The organism is Proteus sp. fly-1089 (genome assembly GCF_040138965.1).
GTDB lineage: Bacteria > Pseudomonadota > Gammaproteobacteria > Enterobacterales > Enterobacteriaceae > Proteus > Proteus vulgaris_B.
In genome coordinates, this window is sequence record NZ_JBEETS010000001.1 from 385,849 (window position 1) to 402,974 (window position 17,126).

Here is a 17,126-nt window from a genome sequence, read left to right on the forward strand (position 1 = left end):
AAACAGACAGTGAAAAAATACCTTAGTCATTTTAACGGCGAATATCCATACGGTTGATGGCTAAATTTAACAATTAACACAATTAATTTATACGATATCTCCCGCAGGTAAAAAGCAATATCGAATCGCTACACAAAAGATTAATGATGTCGGTGGTCTATTGCTGGGCACAAGAGAGTTATGTTTATTTGTGAGAGAAAGCAAAACAGTTTATTCAAGGGCACTTACAACAAACGAAGACATGGATATCTATGTATGGTCTTGTGATTGTTTCTAATACGTCATTTGAAGAGTATTTGCCAAGAGTTTTATTTACACAAATGAATGAACTAAAAATAAATTAAGGAAAGCTTAAAACAATCTCCTTATTGCTCAATAAACTAATGATGGTTTTTTACAATTGGATAAATCTCATGGAAGCCAATATAGGATCCGATTAATCATAAGAAATTGGTTAGTGATGTATTAGAAATGTGTATCAAATAGTATTAGGAGATTATATGAAGCTATTATTAAAAAGTATTGCTTTTACTGTTAGCCTTTTATCTGCGGGTTTTGTTATGGCGGATGATGGCGATGAGATAACGAAAGTATCTTATGCATGTGAAAACAATCAAATAATGGAAGTTATTTATATAAATACAGCAAAGGATAGCTATGCAATCATTAATCAAATGGATGAAATGATACCAATGAAGATTATGAAAATGGCTTCTGGAGCAAACTATGAGGCAATGAATAAAAATTACACCTATAAGCTTTATACTAAAGGTGATAATGCCGATTTAGTTGAAGGAAAAGATAAACCAGTATTGAGTGGTTGCAAAGCTGGCTAATTGACACCTGTTATTGAAAATTATTTAGCGTTCTTATAGAGGTCACTTCGGTGACCTTTTTTCGTATAAGCCAATCGGATATTCAATATACGTAGGAGTTAGTTAACGCTAAGAATTAAATTATCTCTTTGCATGATATTAATGAGTGTTATCCCAAGCGGGTGTATATAAAAGCCGAGTATCACAAAATCATAACTACTTCCACTACCAGCATGGCTTCTGCAACCACAGTCCGACCTACTGATACCGCTATCCAAAACTATTGGTTACTCCGAGAACGAATTGCAGAGTTAGAGCATGATTACAGGATTATGCGAAGTAAGAGTATTTGAAACAAAAAAGACTTAGTTATGTATTTGTAACTAAGTTAGCACAATGGTACCTGCCAGTTATTTTTTCTAGGAGTATTACTTATGGTAGTTGTGTAGCTCGAAGGATACTCTGTGAAAAATTAATTGCTGAGACTATAGACATGGGGATTTTTTCTAGAATAAGTAATTTATTGTTGGTGATTATAGGTTTGTCTATGATATCTGTTTCTTCTTATGCTGATCCAGATAATGGGCATGGAAGAGGTCAAAATAAAGGGCATCAAGGAGAGAAGCCAAACAAATGGCATAATAAATTACAAAATAATCACTTTGATAATGAAACCTCTTTCTCAATTTCTTTATCTTATAATGAGGCTAGAGCAATTGCATTGAATGGTGGATTTACTGGATATTCATCGCTACCTCCTGGTATTGCTAAAAATTTAGTAAGAGGAAAGCCATTGCCTCCAGGTATCGCGAAGAAAATGGTTCCTGAAAAAATGCTTAGCCAATTACCTTACTATCCTGGTTACGAATGGCGCATTGTTGGAAATGATTTGGTATTGATCGCATTAAGTACAGCGATAGTCACTTCAATTATTAATAATGTTTTTGATTAAAATACAGTAGGCTAAATATATTTCGTATCTTGCGGGATTTTAATTTATCAAAACATCTTTAAATGATGATTTTGTAAAACCGTGTAAGTCAGACCTTTCTGTTACTGTTTTGTGCCAATATTTTCTCTTTTATAAATGGGGGAATTATTATGTCTACAATGAAAACAGAGGTTATTGTTATTCGTTTAACAAAAAAAGAGCGTGCATTATTGGATTCAATAAAAACAGCACCATTACTTGCAGATTGGATGAAAGAGTTAGCGCTTTCTAAATTACAAGAGCAGGAGCTTTTACCTAATAAGCAGGAGCTTCTATCTAATAAATAGTTATTGATGCCGGCAAAAAAGGAATTGGGTCGGCAATAATTATTTTATCTTAAGAATTATAATAATATAAATATAAAAAAAATCAGAGTATTAGGTAATACTTTACTGGAAACTGATTAAATCATATAAAATTAAAACATTTTGTGATTAAACCGATTGATTTTGCAGTTTAACATTTGAACAAACCTGAAGAGGTTTGAATTTATTGTAATGAGAAATAATATCAACTGATCCTTCATAAAAAAGCCCAATGTGGCGGCATTGGGCTTAGTGACTCAAATAGATGGGTATAAATAACTATTAGAGATCACTACAAATATAGAGAATTTATATTTTATGAGTTAACAATAAGTGCTTTTTTCACAACAAAAAATGCGTTAACACTGCTTTTTGTCTAGTTTTAAGGTGAATTGGTGTTTTTTTATTCTTTTTTTATTTGAATTCATTTATTTTTTGTATCTAGTTGTTTGAATAGACTAATGTTCATTTTTATGGCGTTTGGTGCATTGTGGCAAATTCGTTATAATCTTGTACGGGAAAAGTGCTTTAACTGAGCTCATTTTTAGCTTTGGAATATGATGATAAATAAAAATAAGATATTACATGTTATTGAACAACAAAAAAGGGTATGCATAAAATATGGTGTCTTACCTGAAAATCCGGAAGAGATGGTAGCTATTGCTTTAGATACCTTAAATTTAACGCCTATCTATGGCACACGCATAAAAAGATCTAAAGATAGTACGATAAGTTGGTTTTTTTATTGTGGTGAATATTGTGAAAGAGATAATTTTTACCAAGCATTGCACACAGAACATTTAAATACAGTGTTACCGGAGGTAATGAAATATCTTTATCTTCCTGAAGGATATAACTTTATTATTGATAGAGATGGCTATGAAGATGTTTGGTCAGAATAGGAAAAGTTAACAAAATATTGATCCTTTTTTATTTGTTCAAGAACAAGTGGATTTATAAGGCTAGATAACTCAATGTATTACGTATAATAATCATAATTAAAATGTTTAATAAAAAATTATTTAGTAATTTTTAAATTATAAATATTAATTGATGTTAGTCTTATTTTTAACATAAAGACAATGACAGGTTAATCAGTTTGAGTAAGACTTAAAAGAGTACTTAATTCACAATTAATAAGGAAGGTAGCTATTTATGTTTCCAGAATATCGTGATTTAATTTCAAAGCTTCGCCAAACAGACCCTCATTTTCGCGCTCTTTTTGATCAACATAACGAACTTGACCATAAAATAGTAAGATTGGAACATAAGGATAGAAGAGGGTATGGTGAAGAAGTTGTAGAGTTAAAAAAACAAAAATTAAGACTAAAAGAGGAAATTCATCAGATCCTCAAAAATCCACCAGAAGAAGAATAGAAAATAATTATTTTATAAATAGTTAAAATATTGAAACCATCCTTTGTAAATCTGGGTGGTTTTTTTATATTTGAATAACACTAATAAGTATAATCACTAGATTTTATTTGATCAATGAAAGGCTACTCATGTAGCCTTTCATTATTGAGGCTCTAAAAAGTATTATTGAAATAATATTTTACTTCAAATTTTATCTTGCCAAAGCACATCAAAGCGATCTGAATTTATTTTATAAATAACTCTAATGTTATCATTAATATAATGCTTATAAGTTTCATTATTAGAAAAATAAACCGATACGGCTAATTCACACTCAGAAGATAATTTTCTTGGTGCATCAATTATTCTTGAGGAAAAATTATCCTTTTGGAGCTGATGGTGAAGTTTCTTGACTGCATATTGTTCATGAAAGAGGAATAAATAATTATGCGTCATTTTTATTAGTCTCATGGTGGTTTATTTTATTTGCGGCATAAGTATAAATGACACCAACAATAAATGTAACTAATAGGCCAATAATGACAATGAATTTGCCATTATCTGTAACCCCAGTGGGGCTTGAGGCGTAAGAGAAATTATGAGCAAAAGCAGCACCAAGTAACATACCTAATACACTAATTGCAGCATCGGAATTGCCTTGCCCAGCATTGGCAAGTTGGCGCAATGGACAACCGGTGATAAATACACCACAAAGGCCTACAAGCACCATAGAAAGAAAATTCCATAGTCCATCACTATGAGCAATTGGTTGATTTTCAAATCCAAGATTAAACTTTCCTAAATAAAGATTACCTAAGAGAACAACAAGTGTTAATGCGGCCACCCCAAACGCCATATTATAATTACGTGATAAAAAGGCATGTTTTGCCATTCCAATGAAACAAAATCGAGTTCGTTGAATAATAAAACCAATAATAAGTCCCGCAATAATAGACATCCATATTGGAGCATGACTTGCGCCAGGACCTTTCACGCTGGAATTAAAAATATCACTATTCCATAAGAATAAAGCAAATAAAAATACGCATATAACGGGTAAAATAAAACCTTCTGCAGGAGATTGTCGATAATTTCTTGGTAGGGAAAATCCTTTTTTTACGAATAAGCTTCCGATACCAATTCCGATTATTAATCCAACTAATCCTATTACTGCGTTCAAATCTCCCGCACCAATACGAAGTACCATTCTTAATGGGCAACCTAAGAAAACTAAGCAACCGACCATCATTAAAAAGCCCAATGTAAAACGAATAATTGGCGCTGATCCAGCTTTTGATTGAAATTCTTTGAATAGTAAAGCCGCTACAAATGAACCGAGAATGAAACCGAATATTTCAGGGCGAAGATATTGTACTGTTTCAGTATTATGTAATCCCATACTGCCTGCACTGTCACGAATAAAACAAGCAACACAAACACCCATATTAGGGGGATTTCCGCTAATACCAAGAAGTAAAGCGATAGCACCAATAACAATTCCAGATATGATTAAAACCCATTTTATAGACATAAAATGCCTCCGTTGGCGGGGTAATCCCCTGACTAATAGAACCTATTAAGTACGGGCAACTATATATAAAAATGAAGCATGATCCTTTTATATAGATCACGGAAAAATAAATAAACTCTATGAAAAAAATCAAATTGTTAATTTAATTGATAATAAGTTAATAATAAATTAAATAACTTGTTGTATATAATTATTCTGACAGTTGATTTTTTAGTTGAGACTAAAATAATTAATTCTAGTTTAATTTGTTTTTTGTTTTATATTATATTTGTTTATCATAAATAATGATGTTTTTCATAATTGCCCATGAATTTTAGACATAATAAGAAGATGAGAGTTTTTGAGTCAAAACACGTTCGATTTTTTAAAAATGTTCACTATTTACTATTTACTAATCCGTAATAATACGGTATGAAAGTGTATTATTCATTATTCATTATTCATTATTCAGATATCATTAATTAGTTTTTAGCTACAAGCTAGGGTAAGAAATGCAAGCTTGTTTATTTATATTTTACGTACTATTCCTAGTTTTTTAATTTTATTTTCAGGGAGAAGGTCATCATTAAAATTATTGCAAGTGTACGAGTCTATCTTATCAATGATTTTTAGGTATTATTTTATCGAGCATTATCGTTATACGAACATTATAATTAAAAAATTAAATTATTAATTTATAAAAATAACCCTTTAATTTAAAAAGAATAATTTAATATATATAGTTAATACTGAAAATGATAAGCTAATTTTCAATTATCATATTTTGATTTTATTTTTTATTCCAATCATTATTAGATGAAATTTTATTTTTTTAATTAAGATAATACTTATCCCTATTTTATTATCTTTTGAGATAATACCGACTTAAGAAGAATAATAGAAATTACTTTCTAACTGTTAACAATACTTAAAGGATATTTATGAAAAAGCTTATTTTAGCATTGGGTTTATTATCAATCTCTTCTGTTGCTGTTTCTGCTGATTTATCTAAAGCATGTGAAGATTATTTTAAAGAAACAGACTCTTATGTTGAGTTAATGGCGAAAAATGATGCAACTAAAGCTCAAGCTGAAGCAATGAAAGCACAGTATGCTCAGGCGAAAGAACAATTTGCAGCATTACCTAAAGATGTTCAAGAAAGTACTTGTAAACAAGCATTAGATTCTTTAGAACAAATGAAGAAAATGTCAGCAGGTCAATAAACGATATTGATTTTCAGCAGCCTTATAAATCTAAGCATTTGTAAGGCTTTTTTATAATTTTTAATAGCTAATTTTTAACAAGCTTTCAAATTCAAATAATTAAACATACCTTAAATTTAATCACTTCACTTTTTATATTCCATTTTAAATCTTATTCAATAAATGTTAACTTGGTGTTCCTATTCGGAATAATGAGTATAGTAAATGAATATTGTCGTTTATATCGCCACAAGTTTAGATGGTTATATTGCCGATAAACAAGGTAATATTGATTGGCTTACCGATATTGAAAATCCTGAAAATTCAGATTTTGGTTTTGCAGATTTTCTGAATGAAATTGATGCTATTGTTATGGGAAGAACGACATTCGAAACTATAATGAGCTTTGATATCGATTGGCCTTATACGCAGCCTGTTTTTGTGTTAAGTCACACCCTTAAAAGATTATCTACGTCATTACCAGATAATGTTGAGATCATGTCAGGAAATGTATCTGAAATAATACAACGACTTAACCAAAATAATTATAAACGAGTGTATATTGATGGTGGTAAAACTGTCCAAGGATTTATTGATGAAGGTTTTGTTGATGAATTAATAATAACAAAAATACCTATTTTATTAGGTCATGGGGTTCCATTATTTATCCCAAATAATAATAAGATAGAGTTTGTTCATTATAAAACTGAAATATATAGGGATTCTCTAGTTAAATCTCATTATAAAAGAAAATAAAAACACCCTATAATTAGAATGTAAGGCATTATTATTAATGCCTTTTTTATGTTGATAATTGCACCTTATATACTTATAGTAATCATTTTTAGAATGAATGAATTGGTTTATTTTCTGTTTATTTTACTTATGTTGGTTTTTTTATCATTATCTTAGGTGGTTTCTAGTTTTAGCTATTTAATATTATCTTTTATAAAGATATATTCTCTTTTTTTATAATGTAAGAGAAAATTATTTTGTTAGTAAATGTATTTTATGAAATAATTGTTATTCCTATTTATTATTGAATTTAATTTATGCATTTTTTTTTATTGCTTTTATCATCTTTAATTTTTTGTGTGGGATGCACGAGTCAGAAATTAATTGGCAATAACAAACCAGTTAATAGATCTAGTAAAGATAGTCACCGACCTGATAATAACTCAATAAATAATAATTTGGTTTTTATGTTGGGTAAACAATCGCGGTTTGAATTAGAGGTACAAGAAGATAATCGTAAATTTGGACAACTTTTTAAAGTGGGTTTAAATGAGTCAAAATCATCAGTAAATAATCAATATAGAAATAATGAATATTCAACAATGAAGCCTATTCAAAAAATAAGCTTTACGATGCCCGTTCCTGAACCTATTTGGAATGAAAAAAAACAAACAGTTGAATTTAAGTGGATACAAAAGCCACATTATACTTTTGATGCCTATTAATACTGTAATATCAATTTAAAATTTAATTTTATATGGAAAATTATGCGCATAGTAATCACTTTATTGTTATCTTTTCTATTATTAGGTTGTACAACTGATAATGTGACTTTTAGTACGGGTACTTCAGGGAGCCATAGGATAGGTAGCCCGGTGTGTTCAACATTAGTTTGCGGTAAAAATACACGAACGCCAGGGGAACAAAAAGCCATTAATGAGGCAGTTCATGAACAACAACGAGCTATAATGCGAGGGGAGAAACCAGATCTAAAAATTATGGCTTCTTACTAAGAATTTATTATTATCTAAGCCAGTAATATCTTACTGGCTAATATTAAATCTTATTAATAATAAAATTAGTTCTGCTCTCCATTGTTAATTTTGGTAACTCAATTAAACTATAATTATAGTTTTTATAAACTTCTAGCATTGCTAAATAAGTCTCCTTTGCTTCTTTTATTGTTTGTTTTCTTTCTTCATCCTGCGTATAGATTTCAGGCCAAGGTGGAGCAATAAATACATTTTTTGAATAGCGAAATAGCATTATTGCATTGTTAAGATGTTTGGGAATGGGTAATCCACACAATAATAGATAGCCTGCAATATCGGAAGGCCTCTATCATAGAAATAAGGTGCTTCAGTGTTGGTTGCTTCATGCCATGAACGTAATTCCCAACTTAGCATTAATTGTGCGAAAGCCTCAGGCTCGATCCATGGTAATCCATTACCTTCAATAAGTATTTGATCTTGTATAATGGCTCTACCTGCTTCTAAAGAACAAGAATAACCTTTATTTTTAAGTGCATTAATTAATGTGGTTTTTCCTGAACCTGGGCCACCTGTTAATATAATGCGATATGGTTTTTTAGACATAATAACTCCTAAAAATTTTTTATTGTTAATAGAATAGAAAATAATATTTTTTTTGGAAGGATAGAAGGAGTGTGAATAGTGATAAGAGTGGTAATAAAAAATAAAGTCAGAGAATAATAACATAAAAAAGAAAAATTATAATTAATATGTTCTAAACTCTTAAATAAATAAAATTTTCCATATCTTAACAAGCCCCCATATTTTCATATAAGCCTACTGTGCCGCTAATAACATCTAACCAATCAACAGCGATGATAGCTTCATATAAATTTCCTTAACTCGCGTTACGCAAAAAATAATATAACGTTTATTTTCTTTGTCATATAAAAATTACTAAGTACTTCTGAATAAACTCATTGAAATATAAAAAAGTAAAAATATGACCTTTTATTTTGAGTGTTATTTACTCTTTTTCCTTTATTTGAGCACTTTATGCCTATGTTAGAACTAAATAGCAATTGAAAGCACCAGTAATTGATTCTATTATAGAACGTATATGTTTCATTATGATTTGTATATAAGGATTAGCGTGGGTATTGTAAAAATCTCTGATGAATTACATGAGTATTTGAGAAAGGCAAGTAATGTAATGTCTCGTTCTGTTAATGCTCAGGCAGAATTTTGGATAAAAATTGGTATCCAAGCAGAGTTAAATCCAGAGAAAACATTTCCAATGATTATTAACGAAATGCTGGAAAAAGAAGCTATTAAGCAACAAGCAGAATAAGAGGAAAGGAATATGGATAAAATAACAATCAAAACATCTGATGAAATTGAATTAATGCGTGAATCTGGACGTTTATTAGCGCAAGTTTTTACAATGCTTGATGACTTTATTGTACCAGGTGTTTCTACGTTAGAAATCAATGATAAAGTGGAAGACTTTATTATTAATGAACTCCACTCAAGACCAGCAAGTAAAGGCCAGTATGGTTACGAGTATGTATTAAATACATCAATTAATGAAGTTGTTTGTCATGGCGTACCAAAATCAGACGAACGACTAAAAAGCAAAGATATTATTAATGTTGATATCACATTAGAAAAGAATGGATTTATTGCCGACTCTAGTAAAATGTATATTATGCCAGAGGCATCTCCTATTGCACGCAAATTAGCTAAAACAACATATCAAGCAATGTGGGAAGGTATTAAGGAAGTTAAACCGGGAGCAACATTAGGTGATATTGGTCATGCAATTCAAAGCTTTGCACAAAGCCATGGATATAGTGTTGTAAGAGAATATTGCGGACATGGCATTGGTAGAGAAATGCATGAAGCACCACAAGTCTTACATTATGGCATTAAGGGGCAAGGTATTGAATTGAAAGAAGGCATGACTTTTACGATTGAACCAATGATTAATCAGGGGGGTGCTAAAATAAAAACTAAAAAAGATGGTTGGACTGTGGTAACGAGAGATAAAAAATTATCGGCACAGTCAGAACATACAATTTTGGTTACTTCGAATGGGTACGAAGTACTGACTTTACGACCTGAAGAAACATTACCGTAATCACTAATATTTAATATAGCTGGCTATTTTAAGAAAAAAGCAGAATAAAATTCTTTATAATTTAAAGATAATCCGATTTTTAATTAAAATAGCCAAGTTATATTTAGATTTTACATACCCTCTAATAGTTCTAACATTTAATCTCATATCTTTATTAAATACAGTTGTAAATTAAATTTTTGCCATTATATTTATAATACCTATTAAAAATTAGATAGGTGTTTTTAAATGATTGCGGGATGCGATTATCACCATATGTAAAAATAAGGATGTTAATATGAAGAATATTTCAAAAATGCTTGAAGAGTGGGGAGCATGGGTTGCTAATGATCATATTGCTGTTTACTTTTTAAATAAAAACAAAAAAGAAGTTATACCGGAAAAAATAAAGCAACGAAAACAATGCTCTCATTATAAAGCAAATATAATTAATGATTTAATGAAAAGACTAATGAGGAATAATATAGAAGATTATCAGTTGCTTATTAATTATTATGTTTTAGGGAAAACTTTTATTGAGCTTGCAAAAAATGAAAAATGTTCGGATACATATATTGGTAAAAAGTTAAAAAAAGCAGAAGGTTTGATAGAAGGTATGTTGATTTTTTCGGGTGATAATTAAAAAATATAAAATTTATAAAAGTAAAGCTTTACGATCGTAAATTTTAGATTATTCTAATCATCACTTATAACAAATAAAGTGTCAAAATATGATGTTATATTATAATCTTTGTATTTTACCGATTGTTGTAAGTATTGCTAATAGGATGTTTAGCAAATAATTAACTTAACCCCAAGGAGTGGAAAATATGTCAACTACATATCCAATTATTTTAGTTCATGGTTTATCTGGCTTTGATGATATCGTCGGTTACCCTTACTTTTACGGTATCGCTGATGCATTAGAAAAAGAAGGGCATCAAGTATTTACAGCATCTCTTTCTGCATTTAATTCTAACGAAGTTCGTGGTGAGCAACTTTGGGAATTTGTGCAAAAAATTCTTAAAGAAACGAAGGCAAAAAAAGTCAATTTAATTGGTCATAGCCAAGGTCCATTAGCTTGTCGTTATGTTGCGGCGAAACATGCTAAAAATATCGCCTCCGTGACCTCTGTTAATGGTGTAAACCACGGTTCAGAAATTGCTGACTTAGTACGACGTATTATGCGTAAAGATAGTGTACCTGAATATATCGCAGATGCTGTTATGAAAGCCATTGGTACAATTATTTCTACATTCTCTGGTAATCGCGGCAACCCGCAAGATGCTATCGCTGCATTAGAAGCATTAACGACTGAAAACGTAACTGAATTTAATAAAAAATATCCACAAGGGCTACCTGAAGTTCGTGGTGGTGAAGGTAAAGAAGTCGTTAATGGCGTACATTACTACTCATTTGGCAGTTATATTCAAGGACTAATTGCGGGCGAAAAAGGTAATTTACTGGATCCGACTCATGCCGCAATGCGTGTATTAAGTGCTTTTTTCATTGAGCGTCAAAATGATGGCTTAGTTGGTCGAACGAGTATGCGATTAGGTAAATTAATTAAGGATGATTATGCTGAAGATCACATTGATATGATTAACCAAGTTGCAGGATTAGTGGGGCGAGGTGAAGATATTATTGCGATTTATACTAATCATGCCAAATTTTTAGCAAGCAAAAAGTTATAATATCTAATAACAAGATTTGTAGATTATAAAATAATATAAACTAATGGCTCTAATTTTTATTAGAGCCATTTTTATCTTTAGCATTATCAATTTTTGTCTTTATAAACGCTAACAGAAATCCCATAGCCTAATAAATAAAGAGCTTGTTCTAAGCTATCAATTTTTGATGTTTGATTAATTTCAAATAGGCGTTCTATTTGTGCGCTAGTTAAATTCATCTTTCTTGCAAGATCTGATTTTTTTGTTTTAGTTTCCAGCATTGCATTATGAAGCGCGATTTTCAAACAGCTGATAAGTGGTAAGTAAACAATAAAATCACCCGGTTGTGTTTTTGATGGCGCAGGAATAGGCATTTTACTTGAAATAAATTCTTCAAGACCAACATGCAAAATATCAGAGGCTTCTAACTCAATATCATCTTCTGTGTAAGCAACAGCATGTATATTATCAAAATCACGATAAGTAATTTCGTAAGTTTCACTTTCTTCATCAAAATGAGCGACTGCAGGATAGTTGAACATAATTAGCCTTTGTAAAGTTAAAATGAAAAAGCATTATACAATGTGTTTTCATAATTATTGTGTATAGTACTAAAGTGAGACATTAATTATCTAATTAATATTAAATAACATATTGAAGATTAAAGCATATTTATCGAAGTTTATCTTCATTTCTTACTAATGTAAGAAAAAAATAAAAATAGCATCTTATAAGTTATTTCATATTTTTGTTATTGTAGCTCATCGATTTTAGGTAGGTCCTATATTTGAAGAAGAACTATCTTATAGATGATCATAGCGCTTTTTTATGAAGGAATTATTTATGTATCCCGTTGATTTACATGCTCATACAATTGCCAGTACACATGCTTACAGTACGGTGAGTGAATATTTTCAGCAAGCTAAAAAGCAGGGAATTAAATTATTTGCAATTACTGATCATGGTCCTGATATGGATGATGCTCCTCATGAATGGCATTTTTCTAATTTACCCGTGATCCCCCGCATGATTGATGGTGTTGGGATACTTTATGGTATTGAAGCAAATATTAAAAATATTAAAGGCGAAACGGACTGCAGTGAAAAAATGAGTAAGAAATTAGATATCGTGCTTGCTGGTTTTCACGATCCGGTTATGAGTTCATTGGGTATTGTGGATAATACAACGGCTTTAATCGCGACAATAACAAGTGGTGTTGTTCAAATGATAACCCATCCAGGAAATCCTAAATACCCCATCGATATTACCGAAGTTGCCAAAGCGGCAGCTGCTAGTAACGTTGCTTTAGAAATGAATAATTCATCATTTATTCATTCTAGAGTAGGAAGTGAGAAAAACTGCATAGATATAGCTAAAGCAGTGCGTGACGCAGGTGGATTAATTGCACTAGGGTCTGATTCTCATATTGCTTCATCATTAGGAAAATTTGATCGAGTATTAGAAGTATTAACTCAAATAGATTTTCCTGAAGAACGTATATTAAATACGTCCCCAAGGAAAGTTTTAGATTTTTTAAAATCACATGGCAAGAAAGCGATCCCTGAATTTAGCCATTTTTAATACTTTAATATATGAACAATAGAAAGTTATCCTAAGATAGCTTTCTATTGAGTTAGTTAGCGTTTTTTATTGGTGAAAAACAGTTAACTCTTGTTTTAATCGGTTTGATTGTGTCTGTAGAGAATCTAGTGAATTAACTAGCTCCCTTGTCATTGTGGCATTAGCTTGTGTTGTTTGATCTAATTGGTTTATAGCATCTTCAATTTGAGCAATACCGTTACTTTGTTCATTGGTTGAGATAGATATATCGTGGATCATTTCATTGATGTTTTCAGTATGTTTAGAAATATCCACCATATTATCGTTTGCGTCAGCCGCTAATTGAAAACATTGGTTTATTTTTTTACTTGAATTTGCAACAAGTACTTTTATCTCTTTTGATGCTAAATTACAGCTAATGGATAATTCACGGACTTCTTTTGCAACCACAGCAAATCCTCTTCCATGTTCACCCACTCTAGCGGCTTCCACAGCAGCATTTAACGCTAATAAATTAGTTTGAAAGGCAATATTATCAATTGTTGATGTAATATCATTAATTTGCTCAGAGAAAGAGACAACTTCATGCATATTTTCAACTACGTTAGCTAACATTTCATTGCTTTGATGGATCATAGAATCTGTTTTAGTCACAAGTTCACATGATGCTTGGGTATTTTCTGCATGCTGTTTTGAGGTCACACTTAACTGTCTTATCCCTGCGGATGTTTCAAGTACAGCTGCTGATTGTTGCTCAACACGAATAGCAAGATTATTGTTCATAATAGAAATATCATTTAATTCTGAAGTGATAAGTCCTGAACTGCTATTAATGTTATTAACTATCTGCTTTATTTGATCTCGCATTTTTTCAATATTTTTAGTGAGGATGTTTATTTCAAACAGGCCTTTTGTCGAGACATTAGTCGCTAACTCACCATTACTAATATCTTCAATATTCTTCATTATGGCATTTAAAGGTGAAATAAAGTTTTTTCGTAATACGACCTGGACTAAAAAAGAAAAAATAACAATAAGGATTGTAATTACAATTAAACTATAAATAATTCTATCATACAGTAACTCTCCTTCATTTAATGATGCAGTGTAATGGCTTTGTAGTTGTTGATGATAGCTGATGTATGCTTGCTCAAAATTATCTTGGTAGGTTTGTGTTGGTTGATTTAAATATTCGTATGTTTTTCCTTGTTCTAAGAAGGCTAAAAATTCAATTAATGCAGCATTAAGTTCAGTATATTTTTGTTCTAATTGTTGAATATAGCTATCATCCTTAATGTTATGAGGAATATTTTTAAAACGACTCCAAGCGGTTTCAACACTTTGAAGCTTTTCTTTAGTTTGTTGCAATAAAGATGAAATATCAGTATTTGCAGTGGCCATTTTATTAATAATTAATAAATGACGGGAACTTGCTCTGTTTAAGGTATTACGAGTTTGTAGCAAATTTTCCCAGGTGTTAGCTAGTAGTAATTGTTCATTGTAGATATTATTTAGTGTGTTTAAGTTTCTTTTGTAATCATTTACGGATGAAAGAAATAAAACAGAGGCTAAACCAAGAAGTAAAATTAAGGAGCCCGTTATAAGCCAAACTAAGGTGGTTGTTTTTAAATTCGACATACTAAAAGAGACGTTTGGTAAATAACGTTGTTTGAAGTTCTTAAACATGAATAGTTATTTCCTTTTTATAAAAATATAAATGTACAATTTATTGATTTTTAAGTTTTATTTTTACTTCCTGTAATTGGTATAGACAAAAAATGGCTAAAAACGAGTAAAGTTATGTTTTTAGAGCACTCTTTGATTTAATGCCATATATCCTTTTGATTTTTTCAAATACTAAAAAAGAGTATCGGCATTTTATAAATATTCTTTATGGTTATTTATTGTTCTTATTAATAAATTTTTCAAATGAATGGTTGAGTGATGTAACGTATTGATTTTCATTAAATTTAATTTAAGAGTTAAAATTTGAAAAAATAAAGAGATAGTATAAAAATTTTTATCTTTAATAATTTATTGATAACCTGTTGATTTATTATTGATTTAATGTGAGTTAATGGTTTGTGATTTAAACAATAAGATTTTAATAATGTAAATACTTCTATTTGTAAAATAAAAAAACACTTATGATGTAAAGAGCAATAAATAAGATTAATTTTTCTATTATTATAAGCATAAATAAGAAGTGTTTATGTGATTGTGCGAATTAAAATAGGTAAGAAGAAATTGGGGATTAGAAAGAAAATAGATAAAAATACTATAAACGGAAAATGTAAGCTTTCCGTTTATAGTTTATGTTATTTTTTCAATAAAATTTATGATGTATGAAAATTTGAATTAAATGATATTAAATGTTTTTTTAAAGTGAAATGCCGGAAAATGACATAAAACCTAATGACATTAACCCTACAGTGATAAAGGTGATACCTAATCCTCTTAGCCCTTTAGGAATATCTGAATACTTCATTTTTTCTCGTAGGCCAGATAGGGAGACGATTGCTAGTAACCAGCCTACGCCACAACCTGCACCGTATATAACTGATTCTGAAAATGTATATTCACGCTCAACCATAAAAATGGTGGCACCAAAAATGGCGCAATGAATAGTTAATAAAGGCAAAAAGATCCCTAATGAATGGTAAAGTGAAGGGATAAACTTATCTAAAAACATTTCTAATATTTGAACTAATGCAGCTAAAACACCAATGAAAGTAATATATCTTAGAAAACTAAGATCGATACCTTCCACTAAAATATCTTTTTTTAAGATGAAATTATAAATTAAGTTATTGATTGGAGTGGCAATAACAAGTAAAGCTGTAACTGTGAGTCCCAGTTTTAATGATGTTTTTACTTCTTTTGAAACAGCAAGGAAAGTACACATTCCTAAAAAAAAACTTAATGCCATATTTTCAATAAAAGTTGCCTTAATGAAGATATTAAGGTAATTTTCAAGCATAATCCCTCCTATTAGTGTATTTTTTTATTAATTGTAATAAAAACATGACATTAATATAAGTAGTATTACAAAAATATCTTTTAAATTGGATCTGAATGGCATTTTTAGCCTAAAGCTGAACGTTATTAAAGAGAAAATAAAGAAAAAGTTTAAGAAAGTCTCCATAAAAAAGGCATTCAATTTAAATTTGTATCAAGAAAGGTTTTTTCTATTTTTTTACTACGTGAGGTAAATAATCTTAGACAAGATAAAACACCGATATTTAGGATGAGGTTATAATGTCGGTGTTTGAATAAGTGATAGAAAGAATATCTTTAAATTGAATTAAGTTGTCTCTTTAAGCTATCCAACATCAGTTTTTTATAGTTATTTTTTTCAAGATGTTTTTCTGTAAATCCAAACTTTGCCGCTAAATTTTGTAATTGTTTTGTATAGAGAGGGAGTTTACTTTGATCGTCAGTCATAATAGCGAATTCCGCAAATGATCCTAGATTGTCTAATTTATCAATAGTGATATGAAAATCGTCTAAAAAATAGATTTCTCTTGATTTGGTATAATTGAGAATACAGTGGTAGCCTAACGTGGTAAACATGGAGACTGTTTTTTCTGCATCTTCTATCCGTACTGCTTCACATTGTGATAAATCAGGACCTTTAACGATAAGAAGGTTTATACCCGAAGGTAACATTTTTCTTATACATAAACTTATGTTTGATGTCGGGAATTTGAGATCGGAATGTTTCATATACCAATCTGTTTCTTGGTTATTAGGCGTAAATAAGGTTGCACCTGCTTTTTCTAACACTGCAATAAATTTTTCTGGATTTTGAAGGTGATATTTTAGTTCTGCTTCAAATTTACCTTGAAAATGATTCGACATAATTTTTTCCCTGATTTCTAGTTAACGT

The 17,126-nt window shown here is 30.2% G+C and carries 20 protein-coding genes and 2 pseudogenes; 15 read left to right on the forward strand and 7 right to left on the reverse strand.

The window, feature by feature from the left end:
* The first annotated feature begins 500 nt into the window (after window positions 1-500).
* The 6 genes and pseudogenes from ABN080_RS01805 to ABN080_RS01825 all read left to right on the forward strand — a co-directional run bounded on the left by ABN080_RS01805 (window position 501) and on the right by ABN080_RS01825 (window position 3,488).
* Window positions 501-836, forward strand: coding sequence for a c-type lysozyme inhibitor (locus ABN080_RS01805; RefSeq protein ID WP_349440215.1), 336 nt, complete (start codon window positions 501-503; stop codon window positions 834-836).
* Between the two features lie 62 nt (window positions 837-898).
* Window positions 899-1,168: pseudogene (locus tag ABN080_RS18205) on the forward strand (lysis system i-spanin subunit Rz); the annotation flags it as partial.
* 140 nt (window positions 1,169-1,308) lie between these two features.
* Entirely contained in the window at window positions 1,309-1,767 is a 459-nt protein-coding gene (locus tag ABN080_RS01810; protein WP_072070434.1) for an anti-virulence regulator CigR family protein, read from the forward strand.
* A gap of 149 nt (window positions 1,768-1,916) precedes the next feature.
* On the forward strand, window positions 1,917-2,093 hold the full coding sequence (locus ABN080_RS01815; protein WP_349440216.1) for a hypothetical protein: 177 nt from the start codon (window positions 1,917-1,919) through the stop codon (window positions 2,091-2,093).
* Window positions 2,094-2,671: 578 nt separating this feature from the next.
* Window positions 2,672-3,013: an immunity protein Imm33 domain-containing protein gene (locus ABN080_RS01820; RefSeq protein ID WP_196553201.1), complete on the forward strand. Its 342-nt coding sequence runs from the start codon at window positions 2,672-2,674 to the stop codon at window positions 3,011-3,013.
* Window positions 3,014-3,266: 253 nt separating this feature from the next.
* Window positions 3,267-3,488, forward strand: coding sequence for an HP1242/YdcH family protein (locus ABN080_RS01825; RefSeq protein ID WP_072070432.1), 222 nt, complete (start codon window positions 3,267-3,269; stop codon window positions 3,486-3,488).
* Window positions 3,489-3,671: 183 nt separating this feature from the next.
* On the opposite strand, the gene ABN080_RS01830 is transcribed toward ABN080_RS01825, so the two are convergent.
* Window positions 3,672-3,923, reverse strand: a complete 252-nt coding sequence (locus ABN080_RS01830) for a putative Se/S carrier-like protein (RefSeq protein ID WP_196553200.1) — start codon at window positions 3,921-3,923, stop codon at window positions 3,672-3,674.
* The gene (gene yedE / locus ABN080_RS01835) at window positions 3,913-4,998 is read right to left on the reverse strand and encodes a YedE family putative selenium transporter (protein WP_349440217.1); all 1,086 of its coding nucleotides are present in this window, start codon (window positions 4,996-4,998) and stop codon (window positions 3,913-3,915) included. The genes ABN080_RS01830 and yedE overlap by 11 nt, the downstream gene beginning before the upstream one ends.
* A gap of 920 nt (window positions 4,999-5,918) precedes the next feature.
* Between yedE and ABN080_RS01840 the strand changes: the two genes are divergently transcribed.
* The 4 genes from ABN080_RS01840 (at window position 5,919) to ABN080_RS01855 (ending at window position 7,927) form a co-directional block, all read left to right on the forward strand.
* Window positions 5,919-6,200, forward strand: coding sequence for a DUF5339 domain-containing protein (locus ABN080_RS01840; RefSeq protein ID WP_072070429.1), 282 nt, complete (start codon window positions 5,919-5,921; stop codon window positions 6,198-6,200).
* Between the two features lie 204 nt (window positions 6,201-6,404).
* On the forward strand, window positions 6,405-6,935 hold the full coding sequence (locus ABN080_RS01845) for a dihydrofolate reductase family protein (protein WP_196553198.1): 531 nt from the start codon (window positions 6,405-6,407) through the stop codon (window positions 6,933-6,935).
* A gap of 296 nt (window positions 6,936-7,231) precedes the next feature.
* Complete coding sequence (locus ABN080_RS01850) at window positions 7,232-7,639, forward strand: hypothetical protein (protein WP_196553197.1); 408 nt, start codon at window positions 7,232-7,234, stop codon at window positions 7,637-7,639.
* 42 nt (window positions 7,640-7,681) lie between these two features.
* Window positions 7,682-7,927 carry a hypothetical protein gene (locus ABN080_RS01855; RefSeq protein WP_072070426.1) on the forward strand — a complete coding sequence of 82 codons (246 nt, stop codon included), beginning with the start codon at window positions 7,682-7,684 and terminating at the stop codon, window positions 7,925-7,927.
* Between the two features lie 43 nt (window positions 7,928-7,970).
* Here the strand turns inward: ABN080_RS01855 and ABN080_RS01860 are convergent.
* Window positions 7,971-8,509, reverse strand: a pseudogene (locus tag ABN080_RS01860) (AAA family ATPase).
* Window positions 8,510-9,038: 529 nt separating this feature from the next.
* On the opposite strand from ABN080_RS01860, the gene ABN080_RS01865 reads away from it, so the two are divergent.
* The 4 genes from ABN080_RS01865 (at window position 9,039) to ABN080_RS01880 (ending at window position 11,698) form a co-directional block, all read left to right on the forward strand.
* On the forward strand, window positions 9,039-9,236 hold the full coding sequence (locus tag ABN080_RS01865; RefSeq protein WP_072070424.1) for a ParD-like family protein: 198 nt from the start codon (window positions 9,039-9,041) through the stop codon (window positions 9,234-9,236).
* 12 nt (window positions 9,237-9,248) lie between these two features.
* Complete coding sequence (map, locus tag ABN080_RS01870; protein WP_109408627.1) at window positions 9,249-10,025, forward strand: type I methionyl aminopeptidase; 777 nt, start codon at window positions 9,249-9,251, stop codon at window positions 10,023-10,025.
* A gap of 277 nt (window positions 10,026-10,302) precedes the next feature.
* Window positions 10,303-10,647 carry an antiterminator Q family protein gene (locus ABN080_RS01875; RefSeq protein WP_349440219.1) on the forward strand — a complete coding sequence of 115 codons (345 nt, stop codon included), beginning with the start codon at window positions 10,303-10,305 and terminating at the stop codon, window positions 10,645-10,647.
* A 187-nt stretch (window positions 10,648-10,834) separates the two neighbouring features.
* Entirely contained in the window at window positions 10,835-11,698 is an 864-nt protein-coding gene (locus ABN080_RS01880; protein ID WP_349440220.1) for a lipase family alpha/beta hydrolase, read from the forward strand.
* Between the two features lie 86 nt (window positions 11,699-11,784).
* Here ABN080_RS01880 and ABN080_RS01885 read toward each other — a convergent pair whose 3' ends face one another.
* Window positions 11,785-12,219 (reverse strand): type II toxin-antitoxin system HicB family antitoxin, encoded by a 435-nt coding sequence (locus ABN080_RS01885; protein ID WP_349440221.1) that lies wholly within the window; start codon window positions 12,217-12,219, stop codon window positions 11,785-11,787.
* A 301-nt stretch (window positions 12,220-12,520) separates the two neighbouring features.
* Between ABN080_RS01885 and ABN080_RS01890 the strand changes: the two genes are divergently transcribed.
* Window positions 12,521-13,258 carry a phosphatase gene (locus ABN080_RS01890; RefSeq protein WP_349440222.1) on the forward strand — a complete coding sequence of 246 codons (738 nt, stop codon included), beginning with the start codon at window positions 12,521-12,523 and terminating at the stop codon, window positions 13,256-13,258.
* A 66-nt stretch (window positions 13,259-13,324) separates the two neighbouring features.
* Here the strand turns inward: ABN080_RS01890 and ABN080_RS01895 are convergent, their stop codons facing one another.
* From ABN080_RS01895 to cyaB, 3 genes are all read right to left on the reverse strand, one after another.
* A complete protein-coding gene (locus ABN080_RS01895; protein ID WP_349440223.1) occupies window positions 13,325-14,923 on the reverse strand; it encodes a methyl-accepting chemotaxis protein in 1,599 nt (532 codons plus the stop codon).
* A gap of 694 nt (window positions 14,924-15,617) precedes the next feature.
* Window positions 15,618-16,217 carry an NADH:ubiquinone reductase (Na(+)-transporting) subunit E gene (gene nqrE, locus ABN080_RS01900; RefSeq protein ID WP_349440224.1) on the reverse strand — a complete coding sequence of 200 codons (600 nt, stop codon included), beginning with the start codon at window positions 16,215-16,217 and terminating at the stop codon, window positions 15,618-15,620.
* 314 nt (window positions 16,218-16,531) lie between these two features.
* On the reverse strand, window positions 16,532-17,098 hold the full coding sequence (gene cyaB, locus ABN080_RS01905; RefSeq protein ID WP_349440225.1) for a class IV adenylate cyclase: 567 nt from the start codon (window positions 17,096-17,098) through the stop codon (window positions 16,532-16,534).
* Window positions 17,099-17,126: the final 28 nt, after the last annotated feature.